We start from the raw sequence: 16,384 nt of genomic DNA, 5'->3' as shown, positions 1-16,384 counted from the left end.
GGCGCTATGCAGAATCACAGCCCGGCAGCGGATGCGCGGCCCGCGTTCATTCCCTTCCTTCGAGGAGAACTTTCCATGCACAAGAGAACCCTGCTGCGGGCCACGGCCTGCGCGGCCCTGCTCGCCAGCGGCGGCCTGGCATTCGCCCAAGGCGCGCCGCTCAAGATCGGCCTGATCCTGCCCATGACGGGCCAGCAGGCCACCACTGGCCGCCAGATCGAGGCCGCGGCCAAGCTGTGGATCGCGCAGAACGGCGACACCGTCGCCGGCCGCAAGGTGGAACTGATCGTCAAGGACGACACCAGCCTGCCCGACATGACGCGCCGCCTGGCGCAGGAACTCCTGGTCAACGAGAAGGTGGACGTGCTGGCCGGCATGGGCATCACACCGTCCGCGCTGGCGGTGGCGCCGCTCGCCACCCAGGCCAGGACGCCGCTGGTGGTGATGGCTGCGGCCACCTCCAGCATCACCCAGGCCTCGCCCTTCATCGTGCGTTCCAGCTTCACGCTCCCGCAGGTGTCGGTGGCGCTGGCCGACTGGGCACCCAAGAACGGCATCAAGAACGTGGTCACGCTGGTGAGCGACTACGGCCCCGGCATCGACGCCGAGAAGTTCTTCAAGGAGCGCTTCCAGTTCAACGGCGGCAAGGTGCCCGAGTCGCTGCGCGTGCCGCTGCGCAACCCGGACTTCGCCCCCTTCCTGCAGAAGGTGCGCGACCTCAAGCCCGACGCGCTGTTCGTGTTCGTGCCCTCGGGCGCCGGCGCGGCGGTGATGAAGCAGTTCGCCGAGCGCGGCATGGACAAGGCCGGCATCCGCCTGATCGCCACCGGCGACGTGACGGACGACGACCAGCTCAACGACATGGGCGACGTCGCCATCGGCGTGGTCACCTCGCACCACTACTCGGCCGCGCACCCGTCGGCCGCCAACAAGAAGTTCGTCGAGGCCTTCCAGAAGGCCAACAACGGGCTGCGCCCCAACTTCATGGCCATGGGCGGCTACGACGGCATGCGCCTGATCTACGAAGCCGTGAAGAAGACCGGCGGCAAGGGCAAGGGCGAGCAACTGGTCAACGCCATGAAGGGCATGATGTTCGAGAGCCCGCGCGGCCCCGTGCTGATCGACGCCCAGACCCGCGACATCACGCAGAACGTCTACCTGCGCAAGGTGGAGAAGAAGGACGGCCAGCTCTGGAACGTCGAGTTCGACGTGATCAAGGACGTGAAGGACCCCGGCAAGACGAAATGACTGTCTTGCGCCCTCTCCCCCTTGGGGAGAGGGCGGGGGTGAGGGGCACGCGCGCTGCCCCCACCCCAACCCTCCCCCAGAGGGGGAGGGAGCAAATTCCGCCCCCGACATGCTCACCATCCTCTTCGACGGCATCGCCTACGGCATGCTGTTGTTCATCCTGGCCCTGGGACTGGCCGTGACCATGGGGTTGATGAACTTCATCAACCTGGCGCACGGCGCCTTCGCCATGGCCGGCGGCTACGTCACGGTGCTGCTGATGCAGCGCGCCGACGTCCCCTTCCTGGTGTGCCTGCCGATCGCCTTCATCGTCCCGGCGCTGCTGGGGGCGGTGCTGGAGCGCACGCTGTACCGGCCGCTGTACAACAAGCCGCACCTGGACCAGGTGCTGTTCTCCATCGGCCTGACCTTCATGGCCGTGGCCGCCGTCGACTACTTCGTCGGTTCCACCCAGCAGATCATCCAGCTGCCCGAGTGGCTACGCGGCCGCACCGAGCTCGCCGCCGGCGACTGGCGCCTGGGCATGGGCCACTACCGCCTGTTCATCATCGCCGTCTGCGCGGCCCTCACCGTCGCCCTGCAGTACGTGCTGTCGCACACCCGCTTCGGCAGCCGCCTGCGCGCCGCGGTGGACGACCAGCGGGTCGCCGCCGGGCTGGGCATCAACGTGAACGTGGTGTTCCTCGCGACCTTCGCCTTCGGCAGCGGCCTGGCGGGCCTGGGCGGCGCGCTCGGCGCCGAGGTGCTGGGGCTGGACCCGACCTTCCCGCTCAAGTTCATGATCTATTTCCTGATCGTGGTGGCCGTGGGCGGCACCTCCTCGATCACCGGCCCGCTGCTGGCCGCGCTGCTGCTGGGCATCGCCGACGTGGCGGGCAAGTACTACATCCCCAAGCTGGGCGCCTTCATCGTCTACACGCTGATGATCGCCATCCTGATCTGGCGGCCGCAGGGCCTGTTCTCGCGGGGGGCCAAGGCATGAGCGGCGAACGTGCCCAGGCGGCGCTGCTGCGCGCCGCCCGCTGGAAGCCCTGGGAGCCGGTGCTGTGGCTGCTGGCGTTCGCCTCGCCGCTGCTGCTGTCGCAGTACTCGGCGATCGTCAACGAGATCGCCATCGTGGCCCTGTTCGCCGTCTCGCTGGACCTGGTCCTGGGCTACACCGGCATCGTGTCGCTCGGGCATGCGGCCTTCTTCGGCTTCGGCGCCTACAGCGCCGCACTGTTCGCCAAGCACGTGATGCCCGATCCGCTGGCCGGCCTGGCCGTCGGCATCGTGGCTGCGACCGTGCTGGGGGCCGTCGCCAGCCTCACGGTGCAGCGCGGCAGCGACCTCACGCGCCTGATGGTGACGCTGGGCGTCGCGCTGATCCTGCTGGAGCTGGCCAACAAGCTCGACTGGCTGACGGGAGGCGCCGACGGCCTGCAGGGCGTGATCATGGGCCCGGTGCTGGGCCGCTTCGAGTTCGACCTGATGGGCCGCACGGCGGCCTGGTATTCGCTGTCGGTGCTGCTGCTGTGCTTCCTGCTGGTGCGCCGTTTCGCGCGCTCGCCCTTCGGCGTGTCGCTGGAGGCGATCCGCGACAACCGGCTGCGCGCGATGGCGGTCGGCATCCCGGTGGGCTCGCGCGTCGCGATCGCCTACACGGTCGCCGCGGCGCTGGCCGGCGCCGCCGGCGCGCTGCTGGCGCAGACCACCGGCTTCGCCTCGCTGGACGTGTTCGAGTTCCATCGCTCGGCCGACGTGCTGCTGATCCTGGTGGTGGGCGGCACCGGCTGGCTGTACGGCGGCGTGCTGGGCGCCATCGTCTTCAAGCTGATGCAGGACTTCCTGTCGGCCATCACACCGCAGTACTGGACCTTCTGGCTGGGCCTGTTCCTGGTGGTGCTGGTGCTGGTCGGCCGCGACCGGCTGTTGAAGCCCTGGACCTGGTTCCGGCGCGGGAGGGCGGCATGAGCGACATCGTCCTGTCCGCCCAGGGGCTGGTGAAGCGGTTCGGCGGCATCACCGCCACCAGCAACGTCACCCTGGACCTGCAGCGCGGCGCGCGCCACGCCCTGATCGGGCCGAACGGCGCCGGCAAGACCACGCTGATCAACCTGCTGACCGGCGTGCTCGATCCCACCGAGGGCCGCATCACGCTGGAAGGCCGCGACATCACCCGGATGGCGCCGCACCGGCGCGTGCGCATGGGCCTGGTGCGCACGTTCCAGATCAACCAGCTCTTCCCCTCGATGACGCCGCTGCAGACGCTGGCCTTCGTCACCTCGCAGCAACGCGGCGTGGGGGCGCGCTTCTGGCAGGCGCTGGGGCGCGACCGCGGCGTCACGGAACGCTGCGAGCAGCTGCTGGAGCAGTTCCGCCTCTCCGAGGTGATGGACCAGCGCACCGAGCACCTGGCCTACGGCAAGCGCCGCCTGCTGGAGATCGCGATCGCGCTGGCCTGCGAGCCGCGCGTGCTCCTGCTGGACGAGCCGGTGGCCGGCGTGCCGGCGGGCGAGCGCGAGGAAATCCTGCAGACCGTCGCGGCCTTGCCGGCCGACGTGTCGGTGCTGCTGATCGAACACGACATGGATCTGGTCTTCAGTTTCGCCAACCGCATGACGGTGCTGGTCAACGGCGCCGTGCTGACCGAGGGCACGCCCGAGGAGATCGCCGCCGACCACCGGGTGCGCGAGGTCTACCTGGGGACCGGCGAGTCGCACCGTCCCGCGGAGGTGGCCCATGCCTGAGCTGCTCCGGGTCGAAGGCCTCAGCGCCGGCTACGGCGAGGCCGTCGTGCTGCAGGACGTGTCGTTCGCGCTGGAGGAGGGCGCCACGCTGGCCCTGCTGGGCCGCAACGGCACCGGCAAGACCACGCTGATCAACACCCTGGCCGGCGTGACCCGCCGCCATGCCGGCAGCATCGCGCTGGGTGGCGCCGCCCTGCACAAGTTGCCCACCCACCAGCGCGCCGGGGCCGGCATCGGCTGGGTGCCGCAGGAGCGCAACATCTTCAAGTCGCTCACCGTGCACGAGAACCTGACGGCGGTGGCGCGGCCCGGCAAGTGGACGCCGGACGGCGTCTACGCCATGTTCCCGCGGCTGGCGGAGCGCAAGGCCAACCTGGGCACGCAGCTGTCCGGTGGCGAGCAGCAGATGCTGGCCGTCGGCCGCGCGCTGGTGCTCAACCCGCGGCTGCTGCTGCTGGACGAGCCGCTGGAGGGCCTGGCGCCCATCATCGTCGAGGAACTGCTGCGCGCCATCCGCCGCATCACCCGCGACGAGGGCCTGTCGGCCATCATCGTGGAGCAGCATCCGCAGGCCATCCTGGCAATTTCCGATCGCGCCGTGGTGCTCGATCGCGGCACCGTGGTGCATGGCGGCAGCGCGAGCGAGCTGCTGCACGACGAGTCGCTGCTCGACCGGCTGCTGGGCGTGGCGCGCTAAGCTCCGCGCCGATGTTGCACCGACGCCGGATCCTTCGCGCTTCGCTCGCCCTGGCCGCGGTGTCGCCGCTGGCGATGGCCCAGCCGGCCTTCCCCTCGCGGCCGATCCGCATCGTGGTGCCCAACGGCCCGGGCGGCGCCGCCGACCTGACCGCCCGCGCCGTGGGGCAGGCGATGGCCGCCGACCTCGGCCAGCCGATCGTCGTCGAGAACAAGCCGGGTGCAGGCGGCGTGGTCGCCGGCGAGCAGGTCGCGCGCGCCGAGCCGGACGGCCACACCCTGCTGCTGGTGTCCAGCGGCACGGCCGTCAGTGCCGCGCTGTTCAAGTCGCTGCCGTTCGATACGCTGCGCGACTTCGCGCCGGTGTCGCAGCTCGCCGTCTTCGACCTGGTGCTGGTCGCAGCCGAGGGCGGGCGCTTCCGCACCCTGCAGGAACTGCTGGCCTGGTCGCGCGCCCATCCCGGCCGGCTGAACCTGGGCACGCCGCAGGTGGGCACCACGCAGAACCTGGCGGCCGAGCTGTTCAAGGCCGCGGCCGGCCTGGACGCGCAGGTGGTGCCGTTCAACGGCACGCCGCCGGTGGTGAATGCGCTGCGCGCCGGCCAGCTGGACGCGGCGATCGACATCGCCGGCCCGCTGATGGGCCAGATCCGCGGCGGCGCGCTGCGGCCGCTGGCCGTGCTGGGCGATCGCCCGGCGGTGCAGCTGCCGGGCGTGCCGCCGGCGCGCGAGGCCGGCGGGTCGCTGGCCCACTTCAGCGTACGCTCCTGGAACGGCCTGGCCGCGCCGGCGAAGACGCCGGCGGCTGCCATCGAGCGGCTGAATCGCGCCATCAACGCCGCCCTGGCGCGCCCCGAGGTGCGACGGCAGCTGGCCAACCTGAACATGGAGGCGCAGGGCGGCACGCCCGCGCAGCTGGGCGAGCACCTGGCCTCCGACATCCGCCGCTGGGCCGAGGTGATCGCCAGGGCGGGCATTCCACGCCAATAGGAGGACAGCATGCAATTGCCACGCATAGGCCTGGTCGGTTACGGCGAGGTCGGCAAGATCTTCTCGGCCGGCTTGAAGGGCCAGCCGGGCGTCGTCCAGGCCGGCGCCTGGGACCTGAAGTTCGCGCAGCCCGGCACGCGCGACGCCGAGCTCGCGCATGCGCGCGAGGTCGGCGTGGTGGCGCACGATTCGATGCAGGCACTGTGCCAGGCCAGCGACCTGGTGATCTCCGCCGTGACGGCCTCCAGCACGCTGGCCGTGGCGCAGGAAGCCGCGCCGCACCTGCGGCCCGGTGCCGTGTTCCTGGACCTGAACTCGGCCTCGCCGGGCACCAAGCAGCAGGCGGCGGCGCTGGTCGACGCGCGCGGCGCGCACTACGTGGAAGCGGGCGTGATGACCTCGGTGCCGCCCTACGGCATCCGCGTGCCCATGCTGCTGGGCGGCGCGAAGGCGGCGGAGCTCGCGCAGCTGCTCACCGCCTGGGGCATGGACGCGAAGGCGGTCTCGGAGCAGCTGGGCGTGGCCAGCGCCATCAAGATGTGCCGCAGCGTGATGATCAAGGGTCTGGAGGCGCTGGTGATCGAAAGCTACACCACCGCGCGCCAGTACGGGGTCGAGGAGCACGTGCTGCCCACGCTGGCCGAGACCTTCCCCGGCATCGACTGGCCCAGGCAGGGTGCGTACTTCTTCAGCCGCGTGGCGCAGCACGGCAAGCGCCGGGCCGAGGAGATGCGCGAGTCGGCCAATACGGTGAAGGAGGCGGGGTTCCCGCCGCTGATGGCGGCCGCCATCGCCGACAAGCAGCAGTGGGTGGCCGACCAGGCCGCCGCCGGCGTGTTCCAGGGCATCGGCAAGGACGCCCCCTGGCAGGCCTATGCCGACCGGCTGATCGCCGCCTGCCCCAAGGGCTGAGCGGCCTTGGGTTCCGTCCTCTCGATCACGCTGCCGATCTACCTGGTGATGGCGGTGGGCTACCTGGCCACCCGCGCCGGGCTGTTCGCGCGCGCGGAGATGCGCGTGTTCGGCAAGTACGTGATCAACCTCGCGCTGCCGGCGCTGCTGTTCAACGCGCTCTCCTCGCGCAGCGTGGGCGAGGTGCTGGAGCCGGTGTTCGTCGCGGCCTACGGCGGCGGTGCGCTGGTGGCCATGGGTGCCGGCATCCTGTGGGCGCGCAAGGCGGCGGGCAAGAGCGTGTCCGGCGCCGCGACCGTGGGCATGGGCATGTCCTGCCCGAACAGCGGCTTCATCGGCTTCCCGCTGGTCCTGCAGCTGTTCGGCGCGTCCACCGCCGGCGTCGGCCTGGCGCTGGCGATGGTGGTGGAGAACCTGCTGCTGCTGCCGCTGGCGCTGGCCATCGCCGACAGCGACCAGGGCGACGCGCCGTCCGGCAGCACGCGCGGCCAGCGGTTGCGCGCGGCCCTGTGGCAATCGGCGCGCGGCATCGCCCGCAACCCGATGATCCACGGCATCGCCCTCGGCTTCCTGTTCTCGCTGTTCGGCTGGCGGTTGCCCGAGCCGCTGGCCAAGGCCGTCAACCTGTTCGCCGTGTCCACGGCCGCGATCTCGCTGATGGTGATCGGCGGCTCGCTGGTGGGCATCCCGGCGCGCGGCATGGCGCGCGACGTCTCGGTGGTCGCTGTCGGCAAGCTGCTGCTGCACCCGCTGGCGGTGCTCGCGCTGGTCTGGCTGCTGCCGCCCATGCCGCGCGAACTGCAGGTCACCGTGGTCGTGATGGCGGCGGTGCCCATGCTGGGCATCTACCCGATCCTGGCGCAGAAGCACGGGCACGACAGCATGGCGGCGGCCGCGCAGCTGGGCACCACGGTGGCGTCCTTCTTCACCCTCACGACCCTGTTGTGGTTGCTGCCGCAGTTGCCGCGCTGAAGCCGGCGGCTGTGTAGCATCGGGCGATCCACCCGAGCAGAAGGAGCACCCATGGACAAGTTCAAGGCCTACCTGGTCACCAAGCAGGATCGCGTGTCGGCGGCGTTCACCGAGATGGACGAATCGCAGCTGGACGACGGCGAGGTCGACGTCCGGGTGGAGTACGCCAGCATCAACTACAAGGATGCGCTGGCGGCCACGGGCAGGATGCCGGTGATCCGGCGCTTCCCCTGCATCGGCGGCATCGACGCGACCGGCACGGTGCGCGCCTCCCGCTCGCCCCTGTTCAAGCCGGGCGATGCCGTGATCGTGCACAGCCACGGCTTCGGCGTGTCGCACCACGGCGGCTACTCGCCGGTGGCGCGCGCCCCGGCGGACTGGGTCAACCGCCTGCCGGCGGGCATGAGCACGCTGGAGGCCATCACCATCGGCGTGGCCGGCTACACCGCGGCGCTCGCCGTCGAACTGATGGAGCTGAACGGGCTGGCGCCGGACAAGGGCAAGGTGCTGGTCAACGGCGCTTCCGGCGGCGTGGCCAGCGTGGCCATCGACCTGCTGTCGCAGCGCGGCTTCCACGTGGTGGCCGCCACCCGCAAGCTGGCCGAGAAGGACTACCTCACGGCCCTGGGTGCCACCGAGGTGGTCGACGCCGCCACGCTGCCGGTGGGCAGCAAGCCGCTGGAGAGCGCGCTGTGGCAGGGCGCGGTCGATTCGCTGGGCGGCCAGGCGCTGACCGGGCTGACCCGCACCATGCAGCGCGATGGCGTGATCGCCAGCATCGGCAACGCCCTGGGCGTGGAGTTCACCACCACCGTCATGCCCTTCATCCTGCGCGGCGTGCGGCTGATCGGCGTGAACTCCGACAACGACCGCGTCCTGCGCGACCATCTCTGGCAGCGGCTCGGAAGCGACCTGCGGCCCCGGCACCTGGCGAGCATCGCGCAGGTGCACCCGTTCGAGGAGCTGCCGAAGATGATCGATGCCGTGGCGGGCGGGCGGATCAAGGGCCGGACGGTGATCCGCGTGCAGGACTAGCTCAGTTGCGCGCCCCGCCCCCGGCAGCCACGTCGGGTGCCTTGCGGGCCGACCGCCACCAGCGCAGCTGGCGCTCGAAGTCGCCGCCGAAGTCGCGGTGGCGCAGGGCGTCGGCCACCTTCTGGCAGCGGATCATGAAGTCCTGGTCCACGCGCGTCTGCGCCGACACGCGATCGCACTCGAGGTAGGCAGCGCGCAGCTGCCCGCTGCTCGCCCGGGCGAATTCGGCGTCCTGCACGGGCAGGGGGTTCGCCAGGCAGCTCGCGCCCGCGGTCAGGGCGACGAACGGAAAGGGGAGGAACTTGCGAAGGCTCACAGCCGGCTCCTGGAAGGATGGGCTGCCAAGGGTGGAGGTCAGGTCCCTGCCCGGGTACGAGGGTGCGCGTCGGAGCGCTTCGGCGCGCCGGTGGGCAGCTCTGGGAGGGTGCAAGCGCCTGATCGTGCCCGTGGTCGGTCCACGTTGTCGGGGGGCTGGAATATACAGACCGCCCCGGCGAATATCAAAGACTTTTCCTTGTCCAGCAGGTCCGCATGATCGTCGCGCAGCCGATTGCCCGGCAGCGCAGGCCCGTGAGGGGCGCGTCAGGACGCCAGCCAGGCAGGGACGGGCAACGATTTCTCGCGCAGGAACGCGGGGTTGTACAGCTTGGACTGGTAGCGCGTGCCGGAGTCGGCCAGGATGGTCACGATGGTGTGGCCGGGCCCGAGGTCGCGCGCCAGGCGGATGGCGCCGGCCACGTTGATGCCGCTGGAGCCGCCCAGGCACAGCCCTTCCTCCTTGAGCAGGTCGAACAGCAGCGGCAGCGCCTCCTCGTCGCCGATCGCGTAGGCATCGTCGATGGGCGCGCCTTCCAGGTTGCGCGTGATGCGGTTCTGGCCGATGCCTTCGGTGATGGAGCTCCCCTCGCTGCGCAGTTCGCCGTGCTTGACCCAGTGGTACATCCCCGCGCCCATCGGGTCGGCGGCCGCGATGCGCACGCCGGGCTTGCGCTCCTTGAGGTACAGGCCGGTGCCCGCCAACGTTCCGCCGGTGCCGATCGAGCAGACGAAGCCGTCGACCTGGCCGTCGGTCTGGCGCCAGATCTCCGGACCGGTGGTGCGCACGTGCGCTTCGCGGTTGGAGAGGTTGTCCCACTGGTTGGCGTACAGGACGCCGCCGGTTTCCGAGCGCGCGAGCTCCGAGGCCAGGCGCTCGGCCACGTGCACGTAGTTGGCAGGGTTGCTGTAGGGCGCCGCAGGCACCTCGCGCAACTCGGCCCCGTACAGGCGCAGTGCGTCCTTCTTCTCGCGGCTCTGGGTTTCCGGGATGACGACGATGGTGCGGTAGCCGCGGGCGTTGCCCACCAGCGCCAGCCCGATGCCGGTGTTGCCGGCCGTGCCTTCGACGATCACGCCGCCGCGCTTCAGGTCACCGCGTGCTTCGGCACCCAGCACGATGTGCAGCGCGGCGCGGTCCTTGACCGAGCCGCCGGGGTTCATGAACTCGGCCTTGCCGAGGATGGTGCACCCCGTCCGTTCGGAGGCCTTGCGCAGCCTGATCAGCGGGGTGTTGCCGACTGCATCGGCAAATCCGTCACGCACGTCCATGACGAGTCAGGATAGCGCGGCTGGATAAGACTACTGGCGAGTCGAGCATCCGCGATCGGATGGGCGGCGATCACCGCTGCGCTGCCAGCACGGCGCGCAGGCGCTGCCAGTGCTCGCCTTCCCAGAACAGGCGCCCGCAGCCTTCGCAACGTCCGAAGCGGTCGTACCGCGCGCGTACGGTGGGCGGCAGGTGTTCCTCCACCTGCGCCTTGGCCACGGCCTGCAAGGCCGAATTGCAGTGCGGGCAGCGCGTGAAGGGGCGGGCGCTGCGCGCCAGGTCCAGCCGCTCGACGACCTCGCGCAGCTGCTGCTCCGGGTGCAGTGCATGCACGTAGCAGCCGTGCGTGATGCTGGCCCGCATGAGCAGGCCACGGTCGCGCGTCAGCACGACGCGGCCCTGCGCCGCGGCGATGCATTCGATCTCCTCGCCGGCGAATCCGTTGTCGTGCAGGGTGTCCAAGCCCATCATGCGCAGCAGGCGGGCGACGGTGCCGAGGTGGCAATCGGCAACGAAGCGCGTGTCGCGCAGCGGCTGCTCGCGCACGCGCAGCAGCGGCGTGACGTCGAAGGCCTCGAACTTCGGGTACACCGCCACGCGGTCGCCGTCGCGCAGGAGGGCGCCGAAGCCGACCGACTCGCCATTGAGCAGGATGAGCTCCACCTCGGTGTGGGGAACCCCCAGCGCTTCGATCATGTGCTTGGTGGTGGCGGCGCGGGCACAGGGCACGCTGAACTCGCGCCGCCGGCGCGCGGGGGCGAGGAAATCGTTCAGCTCCTCGTAGAAGCGGAAAGTGGCCGTCACCATTGGAGGCTTCAGGGTACGCCGGCCGCCGTGCTGCCGGTGATCTGGCCCATTGGAGCCATGGCGGGGACATCGTCGGCGATGCGAGGCTCGATGGTTCGGGCGGCCCGTGCAGGCTCGACCGTCCGCCACCCACCGACCAGGACCCGCTCCCATGGCAACCGCTCTCCCTCGCCGCGCCCTCGCTGCGGTGCTGGCCGCCTTCGCACTGCTCCTGAACACGGCTTGCGGGGGCGGCGGCGACGGCGAGGCCTCGTCGCCGGAACCATCGCCGCCCCTGGCGTCGGCAGCACCGGTCTCGCGCATGTTCGTGGCCGGTGACAGCCTGGCCGACGTCGGCACCTTCGGCCTGAAGGCCACGGTGCAGAACGCGGCCGACCGGGCCACGGGCTATCCGATCTATCCGGACCTCGTCGCGGCGGACCTCGGTGTCGACCCCCTTTGCAACCACTTCTCCAGTGACGACGGCGAGACCTTCACCCGCAACGAGGCCTGCACCGACTTCGCCGTCGGCGGTGCGCAGGTCGTGAATCCGGTCACCCGCGGTGGATCGAACGTTCCCCTGTCGCTGCAGGACCAGCTCGAGGCCGCCGTCGAAACCAACGGAGGGGCCTGGCAAGCCGGCGACCTGGTCGTGGTGGACGCCGGCGCCAACGATGCGGCGGCCCTGGCGGACGCCTACCTCGACGCCCGCCAGGGCGGCACGGCAGAAGCGGCGATCTACAGCGCCCTGCTCGCGCAACAGCTCGATGCATCCGACATTGCCGACGCCCTCGCGCAATCCGACGGCGAAGCGCTTGCGGCCGGCCGGTACATGCAGGCGCTGGCGCAGACCTACTGGAACACCGTGAAGGCCAACACGCTGGACAAGGGCGCCACCCGCGTCGCGCTGCTGGACGTGCCCGACATCACGCGCACGCCGCGCTTCCGCGCCATCGCGGCCGGGCTGGACCCCGGCGGACCCGTCACGGGTGCCGAATTCGAGGCGGCGCTGCGGCAATGGATCGTGGGCTTCAACACCGAGCTGGCCCGGCTCGCCGCTGACGAGCCGCGGGTGGCGCTGGTGCCGTACTTCGACGCGTTCACCGCGCAGCACACGCGGCCGGCCGAGTTCGGCCTCACCAACGTCACCGATCCGGCCTGTCCGCCCGCCGGCGACTTCGAGGCGTGCACCGATGCCGCCCTCGATGCGTCGCCGCCTGCGGGACTCGCCGCGGGCTGGTGGAAGACCTGGTTCTACTCCGACGAGTTCCACCCCTCGCCGCGTGGACACGAACTGCTGGCGGCGACGGTCCTGCAGGCGCTGGACCGTGCCGGCTGGCGCTGAACGCGGATACGGGTCCGCAGCCTGCGTCCGTCAGGGCAGGTAGCGCTCGCTCCAGGCCGCGATGAGATTGGCGGCGTAGACGGCGTCGCTGCGGCGCCGCAGCAGGTGGTCGGCGTCGGCCAGCGACACGAAGCTCTTGGGGTGCTTCGCGTTGACGAACAGGCCGGTGGCGTTGCCTATCGGCACCGTGTCGTCCACCGGCGAGTGCAGGATCAGCAGCGCGCGGCCCAGCGCGGCTACCTTCTCGCGCACGTTCTGCTCGGCCGCGTCGGCCAGGAATTCGCGCCGGATCCGGAACGACCGCCCGGCCAGCTGCACCAGCGCCTCGCCGCGGGCCTCGATCTCGGGGACCTGCTCGCGAAAGAGTCCGGCGACGTGGGCGACGTCGCTGGGCGCGCCTAGGGTGGCGACGGCCCGCACCTCGGGCAGCGCGGACGCGGCCACCAGCACGGCGGCGCCGCCCAGGCTGTGGCCGATCAGCAGGGAAGGCGCCTGGTGGCTGCGCCGCAACCAGTCGGCCGCCGCCACCAGGTCCTGCACGTTGGACGAGAAGTCGGTGTTGGCGAACTCGCCCTCGCTGTGGCCCAGCCCGGTGAAGTCGAAGCGCAGGACCGCGATGCCGTGCTCGACCAGCGCCTGGGCGATGCGGCTGGCGGCGAAGATGTCCTTGCTGCAGGTGAAGCAGTGGGCGAACAGGGCGTGGGTACGCGGTGCCTCGTCCGGTGCATCCAGTCGCGCTGCGAGCAAGGACCCGTGCGCGCCGGGGAAGGAAGCCGCTTCGCTCTTCATGGCTGGCGCTCCAGCGTGACCCGGTCCCAGTGGCCCCGGCTCGCGGCGGCCTCGTAGGTGCTGTGCAGGAACTGCAGCAGCGTGGCGTCGGGATCGGCCGCGGTGCGCACCGCCTCGTAGGGCAGGACGAACTCGCGCGCTTGCGGGTGGTACGCAGCGGCTGCCGGTGCCACCGGCGCCGTGGCATAGCCCGGCGGCTCCGGGTACGCGTAGGCATAGAACGCGGCCTCGTCCACCGGGCCGCCGCCGGGCCAGAACCCGGCGCTGCAGCACTCGTGCGAGTAGGCCTCCACCATCACGTAGTCGGGGCAGTTGGGCGCGCCGCCTGGATGGCGCGGCGCCGTGCGGCCGGAAAAGCGCGTCACCGCCAGGTCGAAGCTGCCCCAGAAGAAATGCACCGGGCTCTGCTTGCCGGTGAAGCTGCTGCGGTAGCGCTTGAACACGCGATCGGCCTGGATCGTCGCGCGCCACCAGCGCTGCACCGCATCGCGGTCGTAGGCCGAGTGCTGCTCGTCCTCGGCAAAGGGAATCGCCACCTCGACCTCGCTCGGTCGGGCATGGATCCGCAGCTCGACGCCCAGTTCGTCCAGGGCCTGCCGGTACTGCGCGTAGAAGCGGGCCACGGATTGCGGCGCCAGCGCGAACTGGCGGCTCTCACCGTCGCCCGTGCGCAGCACCAGCCGGTGGTCGACGAAGTCGAACTCCACCACCAGCAGGCGCGCACCGGCCGGCATGGGGCTGGTGCTCAGCCCGCGTTCGGAGACGTACAGCGTGCACTGCCACCAGTGGTTCTCCATGGGCGCCAGCGCCAGCCGGGTCTTGCCCACGATCTGGGTCCACATGTGCAGGGTGGCCAGGGTGTCGCGCCAGCCGGCCAACGGCAAGGGTGGCCAGGCCGTCGAAGTCGATGCCGCGGGCGCCATGGATGCCCCGCCTAGCGGCCGGACTGCAGGAAGTCGACGAAGCCTCGCAGGAACTGCTGCAGCTGCGCCTTCACTTTCTCGTCGGCCAGGGTTCCGGCTTCGTCGAACACCTGTCCGGCGCGCGAGACCATCAGCCGCCCGCCGAACCAGGGCCGGGTGCCCAGCGTGCGCAGCACCGGCAGCCAGGCGTTCTGCGCCAGGATGGTTCCGAAGCCGCCGGGCGAGGCGCCGATCACGGCGACCGGCCGGTTGCCGAACACCCGCGCGATGTCCGCCGGCGGCCGGCTGAGCCAGTCGATGCCGTTCTTGAGCACGCCGGGGACGCCGTTGTTGTATTCGGGCGTGACCAGCAGCAGCGCGTCGCTGGCGACGATGCGCTCCTTCAGCTGCTGCACGGCCGGCGGAATGCCGGTGCGCGCTTCGTCGTCGCCGTCGTACAGCGGGATGCCGTGCAGGGTCGCGATGTCCAGCTTCGCGCCGGCCGGCACCAGGCCGGCGGCGGCGCGCAGCAGCGCCGTGTTGTACGAGCCCGAGCGCAGGCTGCCGGAGAGGCCGAGGATGCGGGTCATGCTGTCCTTCCTGGGCGAAGTCCGACTGCACGATAGCACCGGTGGCCGCCCGGCGACGGCGGATCAGCCGAACAGCTTCTTCGCGATGCCGGCCACGTGCTTGCCCTGGAACTGAGCCATGCCCAGTTCCTGCGGGCTGGGCATGCGCTCGCCCTGGCCGCCGGCGATCGTGGAGGCGCCGTAGGGGCTGCCGCCCTTGATCTCGTCCAGGCCCATCTGGCGCTGCTCGGCATAGGGCAGGCCGACCACGACCATGCCGTGGTGCAGCAGGGTCGGGATGAAGGTGAGGATGGTGCTTTCCTGGCCGCCGTGCTGGGTGGCCGAGGAGGTGAACACGGAGCCCACCTTGCCGACCAGCTTGCCCTGCGCCCACAGGCCGCCGGTCTGGTCGATGAAGTTGCGCATCTGCGCCGTCACGTTGCCGAAGCGGGTGGGCGAGCCGAAGACGATCGCGTCGTAGTCGGCCAGGTCGGACGGCTGGGCCACGGGGGCCGCCTGGTCGGCCTTGCCGCCGGCGGACTTGAACGCATCCGCGGGAACGGTCTCGGGTACGCGCTTGAGATCGACGCTCACGCCCGGCACCGTGCGTGCGCCTTCGGCGACCGCATGGGCCATCGTTTCGATGTGTCCGTAGAAGCTGTGGTAGAGAACGAGCACTCGTGCCATCTGGAAATGAACCTCGCTGGAATGGTTGGGGGATCCAGGCGACTCTAGTGCCGGATGGGCGCCGATTTATTGCTGGAACAGCAATGGAGCGGTGCGGCCGAGTCGATAATCGACGAGGCTCATTGCACGGGGTTGCAGCAACGATGGATCGCCTTCAGTCCATGCGCGTGTTCCAGCAGGTGGTGGAAGAGGGCGGATTCGCCGCCGCGGCGCGCAAGCTCGACCTCGCGCCGGCCGTGGTCACCCGGCTCGTGAGCGACCTGGAGAAGCACCTCGGGGTCCGGCTGCTGCAGCGCACGACCCGCAGCCTGTCGCTGACGCAGGCCGGCGAGGCCTACCTGGACCGCCTGCGCACCATCCTGTCCGACATCGACGATGCCGATGCGATGGTGCAGTCGCAGACCCGCGAGATGAGCGGCACGGTGCGCGTGCTGGCGCCCCCCGTCGCCGCGACCCACATGCTGGCGTCCGCCATCATCGGCTTCCAGCGGACGTATCCGGGCGTGCGGGTCGACGTGCACGTGGAGGACTCGCCGGACCCGGCGGTCCACGAATACGACCTCGCCGTGCTGACCAGCACGGCCAACGTCGACTCGAACGTGATCGCCCGGCCCATCATCCTGAGCTACGCCGTGTTCTGCGCCTCGCCCGACTACCTGAAGCGCCATGGCGAGCCCGGGCGGCCGGAGGAACTGCAGCGGCACCGGTGCCTGCGGCTGCGCTCCCCCAGCGTGCGCCTGGGCCCGATGCGGCTGCTGGACCCCACGGACCAGGACCGGATGCTGGAGCTGGACGTGCCGGCGGTGATGACCGCCAACCACACCGACACCCTGTTGCGCGCCACGCTGGAAGGCGGCGGCATCAGCAGCCAGCCGATCGACCTGCTGGCGCCGCTGCTGAAGGCCGGCAGCCTGCAGCGCGTGCTCGCGCCCTGGATCACGGCCCGCCTCAGCCTGGTGGCGGCGCTGCCGAGCCGGCAGTACATGCCGGCCCGCACGCGCGCCTTCCTGGACTACCTGCTGGAGCACGTCCGGTCGTCGATCCAGGGGCTGGACGTGGACATGCCGCAACCCTGAGGGGTGCCGGTCCGCCGTTGTTGCCGCATCGGCAACGGTCAACTGCCGCCAATCGGGTTTTTC

Annotated in this window: 18 protein-coding genes; 11 read left to right on the top strand and 7 right to left on the bottom strand. The window is 70.8% G+C overall.

The genetic code is table 11. The features are described 5' to 3' along the window. Window positions 1–75 precede the first annotated feature (75 nt). From VEC03_RS09865 to VEC03_RS09825, 9 genes are all read left to right on the top strand, one after another. Window positions 76–1,248: an ABC transporter substrate-binding protein gene (locus VEC03_RS09865; RefSeq protein ID WP_324914757.1), complete on the top strand. Its 1,173-nt coding sequence runs from the start codon at window positions 76–78 to the stop codon at window positions 1,246–1,248. A gap of 109 nt (window positions 1,249–1,357) precedes the next feature. Next, a complete protein-coding gene (locus tag VEC03_RS09860; RefSeq protein ID WP_324914755.1) occupies window positions 1,358–2,230 on the top strand; it encodes a branched-chain amino acid ABC transporter permease in 873 nt (290 codons plus the stop codon). Continuing rightward, window positions 2,227–3,201 carry a branched-chain amino acid ABC transporter permease gene (locus VEC03_RS09855; RefSeq protein ID WP_324914753.1) on the top strand — a complete coding sequence of 325 codons (975 nt, stop codon included), beginning with the start codon at window positions 2,227–2,229 and terminating at the stop codon, window positions 3,199–3,201. Before VEC03_RS09860 ends, VEC03_RS09855 begins: the two co-directional genes overlap by 4 nt. Continuing rightward, window positions 3,198–3,977, top strand: coding sequence for an ABC transporter ATP-binding protein (locus tag VEC03_RS09850; RefSeq protein WP_324914751.1), 780 nt, complete (start codon window positions 3,198–3,200; stop codon window positions 3,975–3,977). The genes VEC03_RS09855 and VEC03_RS09850 overlap by 4 nt, the downstream gene beginning before the upstream one ends. Beyond that, window positions 3,970–4,674, top strand: coding sequence for an ABC transporter ATP-binding protein (locus tag VEC03_RS09845; RefSeq protein ID WP_324914749.1), 705 nt, complete (start codon window positions 3,970–3,972; stop codon window positions 4,672–4,674). Before VEC03_RS09850 ends, VEC03_RS09845 begins: the two co-directional genes overlap by 8 nt. Before the next feature lie 11 nt (window positions 4,675–4,685). Then, window positions 4,686–5,663, top strand: a complete 978-nt coding sequence (locus VEC03_RS09840; protein WP_324914747.1) for a Bug family tripartite tricarboxylate transporter substrate binding protein — start codon at window positions 4,686–4,688, stop codon at window positions 5,661–5,663. A gap of 9 nt (window positions 5,664–5,672) precedes the next feature. Next, window positions 5,673–6,575 carry an NAD(P)-dependent oxidoreductase gene (locus VEC03_RS09835; protein WP_324914745.1) on the top strand — a complete coding sequence of 301 codons (903 nt, stop codon included), beginning with the start codon at window positions 5,673–5,675 and terminating at the stop codon, window positions 6,573–6,575. Window positions 6,576–6,581: 6 nt separating this feature from the next. After that, window positions 6,582–7,547, top strand: a complete 966-nt coding sequence (locus VEC03_RS09830; protein ID WP_324914744.1) for an AEC family transporter — start codon at window positions 6,582–6,584, stop codon at window positions 7,545–7,547. Between the two features lie 51 nt (window positions 7,548–7,598). Continuing rightward, window positions 7,599–8,582, top strand: a complete 984-nt coding sequence (locus tag VEC03_RS09825) for an acryloyl-CoA reductase (RefSeq protein ID WP_324914742.1) — start codon at window positions 7,599–7,601, stop codon at window positions 8,580–8,582. Between the two features lies 1 nt (window position 8,583). Here VEC03_RS09825 and VEC03_RS09820 read toward each other — a convergent pair whose 3' ends face one another. The 3 genes from VEC03_RS09820 to VEC03_RS09810 form a co-directional block, all read right to left on the bottom strand. Next, window positions 8,584–8,898 (bottom strand): hypothetical protein, encoded by a 315-nt coding sequence (locus VEC03_RS09820; protein ID WP_324914740.1) that lies wholly within the window; start codon window positions 8,896–8,898, stop codon window positions 8,584–8,586. Between the two features lie 266 nt (window positions 8,899–9,164). After that, the gene (locus VEC03_RS09815; protein WP_324914738.1) at window positions 9,165–10,169 is read right to left on the bottom strand and encodes a cysteine synthase A; all 1,005 of its coding nucleotides are present in this window, start codon (window positions 10,167–10,169) and stop codon (window positions 9,165–9,167) included. A 70-nt stretch (window positions 10,170–10,239) separates the two neighbouring features. Continuing rightward, the gene (locus VEC03_RS09810; protein ID WP_324914736.1) at window positions 10,240–10,974 is read right to left on the bottom strand and encodes a Mut7-C RNAse domain-containing protein; all 735 of its coding nucleotides are present in this window, start codon (window positions 10,972–10,974) and stop codon (window positions 10,240–10,242) included. Window positions 10,975–11,125: 151 nt separating this feature from the next. Between VEC03_RS09810 and VEC03_RS09805 the strand changes: the two genes are divergently transcribed. Continuing rightward, a complete protein-coding gene (locus VEC03_RS09805; protein ID WP_324914734.1) occupies window positions 11,126–12,298 on the top strand; it encodes an SGNH/GDSL hydrolase family protein in 1,173 nt (390 codons plus the stop codon). Window positions 12,299–12,328: 30 nt separating this feature from the next. On the opposite strand, the gene VEC03_RS09800 is transcribed toward VEC03_RS09805, so the two are convergent. The 4 genes from VEC03_RS09800 to wrbA form a co-directional block, all read right to left on the bottom strand. Further along, window positions 12,329–13,087 carry an alpha/beta hydrolase family protein gene (locus VEC03_RS09800; protein WP_324914732.1) on the bottom strand — a complete coding sequence of 253 codons (759 nt, stop codon included), beginning with the start codon at window positions 13,085–13,087 and terminating at the stop codon, window positions 12,329–12,331. Next, window positions 13,084–14,010, bottom strand: coding sequence for a DUF5996 family protein (locus VEC03_RS09795; protein ID WP_324914730.1), 927 nt, complete (start codon window positions 14,008–14,010; stop codon window positions 13,084–13,086). The genes VEC03_RS09800 and VEC03_RS09795 overlap by 4 nt, the downstream gene beginning before the upstream one ends. A gap of 11 nt (window positions 14,011–14,021) precedes the next feature. Beyond that, complete coding sequence (locus VEC03_RS09790; RefSeq protein WP_324914728.1) at window positions 14,022–14,579, bottom strand: NADPH-dependent FMN reductase; 558 nt, start codon at window positions 14,577–14,579, stop codon at window positions 14,022–14,024. Window positions 14,580–14,642: 63 nt separating this feature from the next. Then, window positions 14,643–15,245 (bottom strand): NAD(P)H:quinone oxidoreductase, encoded by a 603-nt coding sequence (gene wrbA, locus VEC03_RS09785; protein WP_324914726.1) that lies wholly within the window; start codon window positions 15,243–15,245, stop codon window positions 14,643–14,645. Between the two features lie 143 nt (window positions 15,246–15,388). On the opposite strand from wrbA, the gene VEC03_RS09780 reads away from it, so the two are divergent. Further along, on the top strand, window positions 15,389–16,321 hold the full coding sequence (locus tag VEC03_RS09780) for a LysR family transcriptional regulator (protein WP_324914724.1): 933 nt from the start codon (window positions 15,389–15,391) through the stop codon (window positions 16,319–16,321). The last annotated feature ends 63 nt before the right edge of the window (window positions 16,322–16,384 follow it).

The sequence above is a fragment of the Ramlibacter sp. genome, from assembly GCF_035627355.1.
In the GTDB taxonomy this organism is placed as follows: Bacteria; Pseudomonadota; Gammaproteobacteria; order Burkholderiales; family Burkholderiaceae_C; genus Ramlibacter.
Note: the sequence above shows the minus strand (reverse complement) of the source record. Positions and strands in the feature narration are given on the sequence as shown.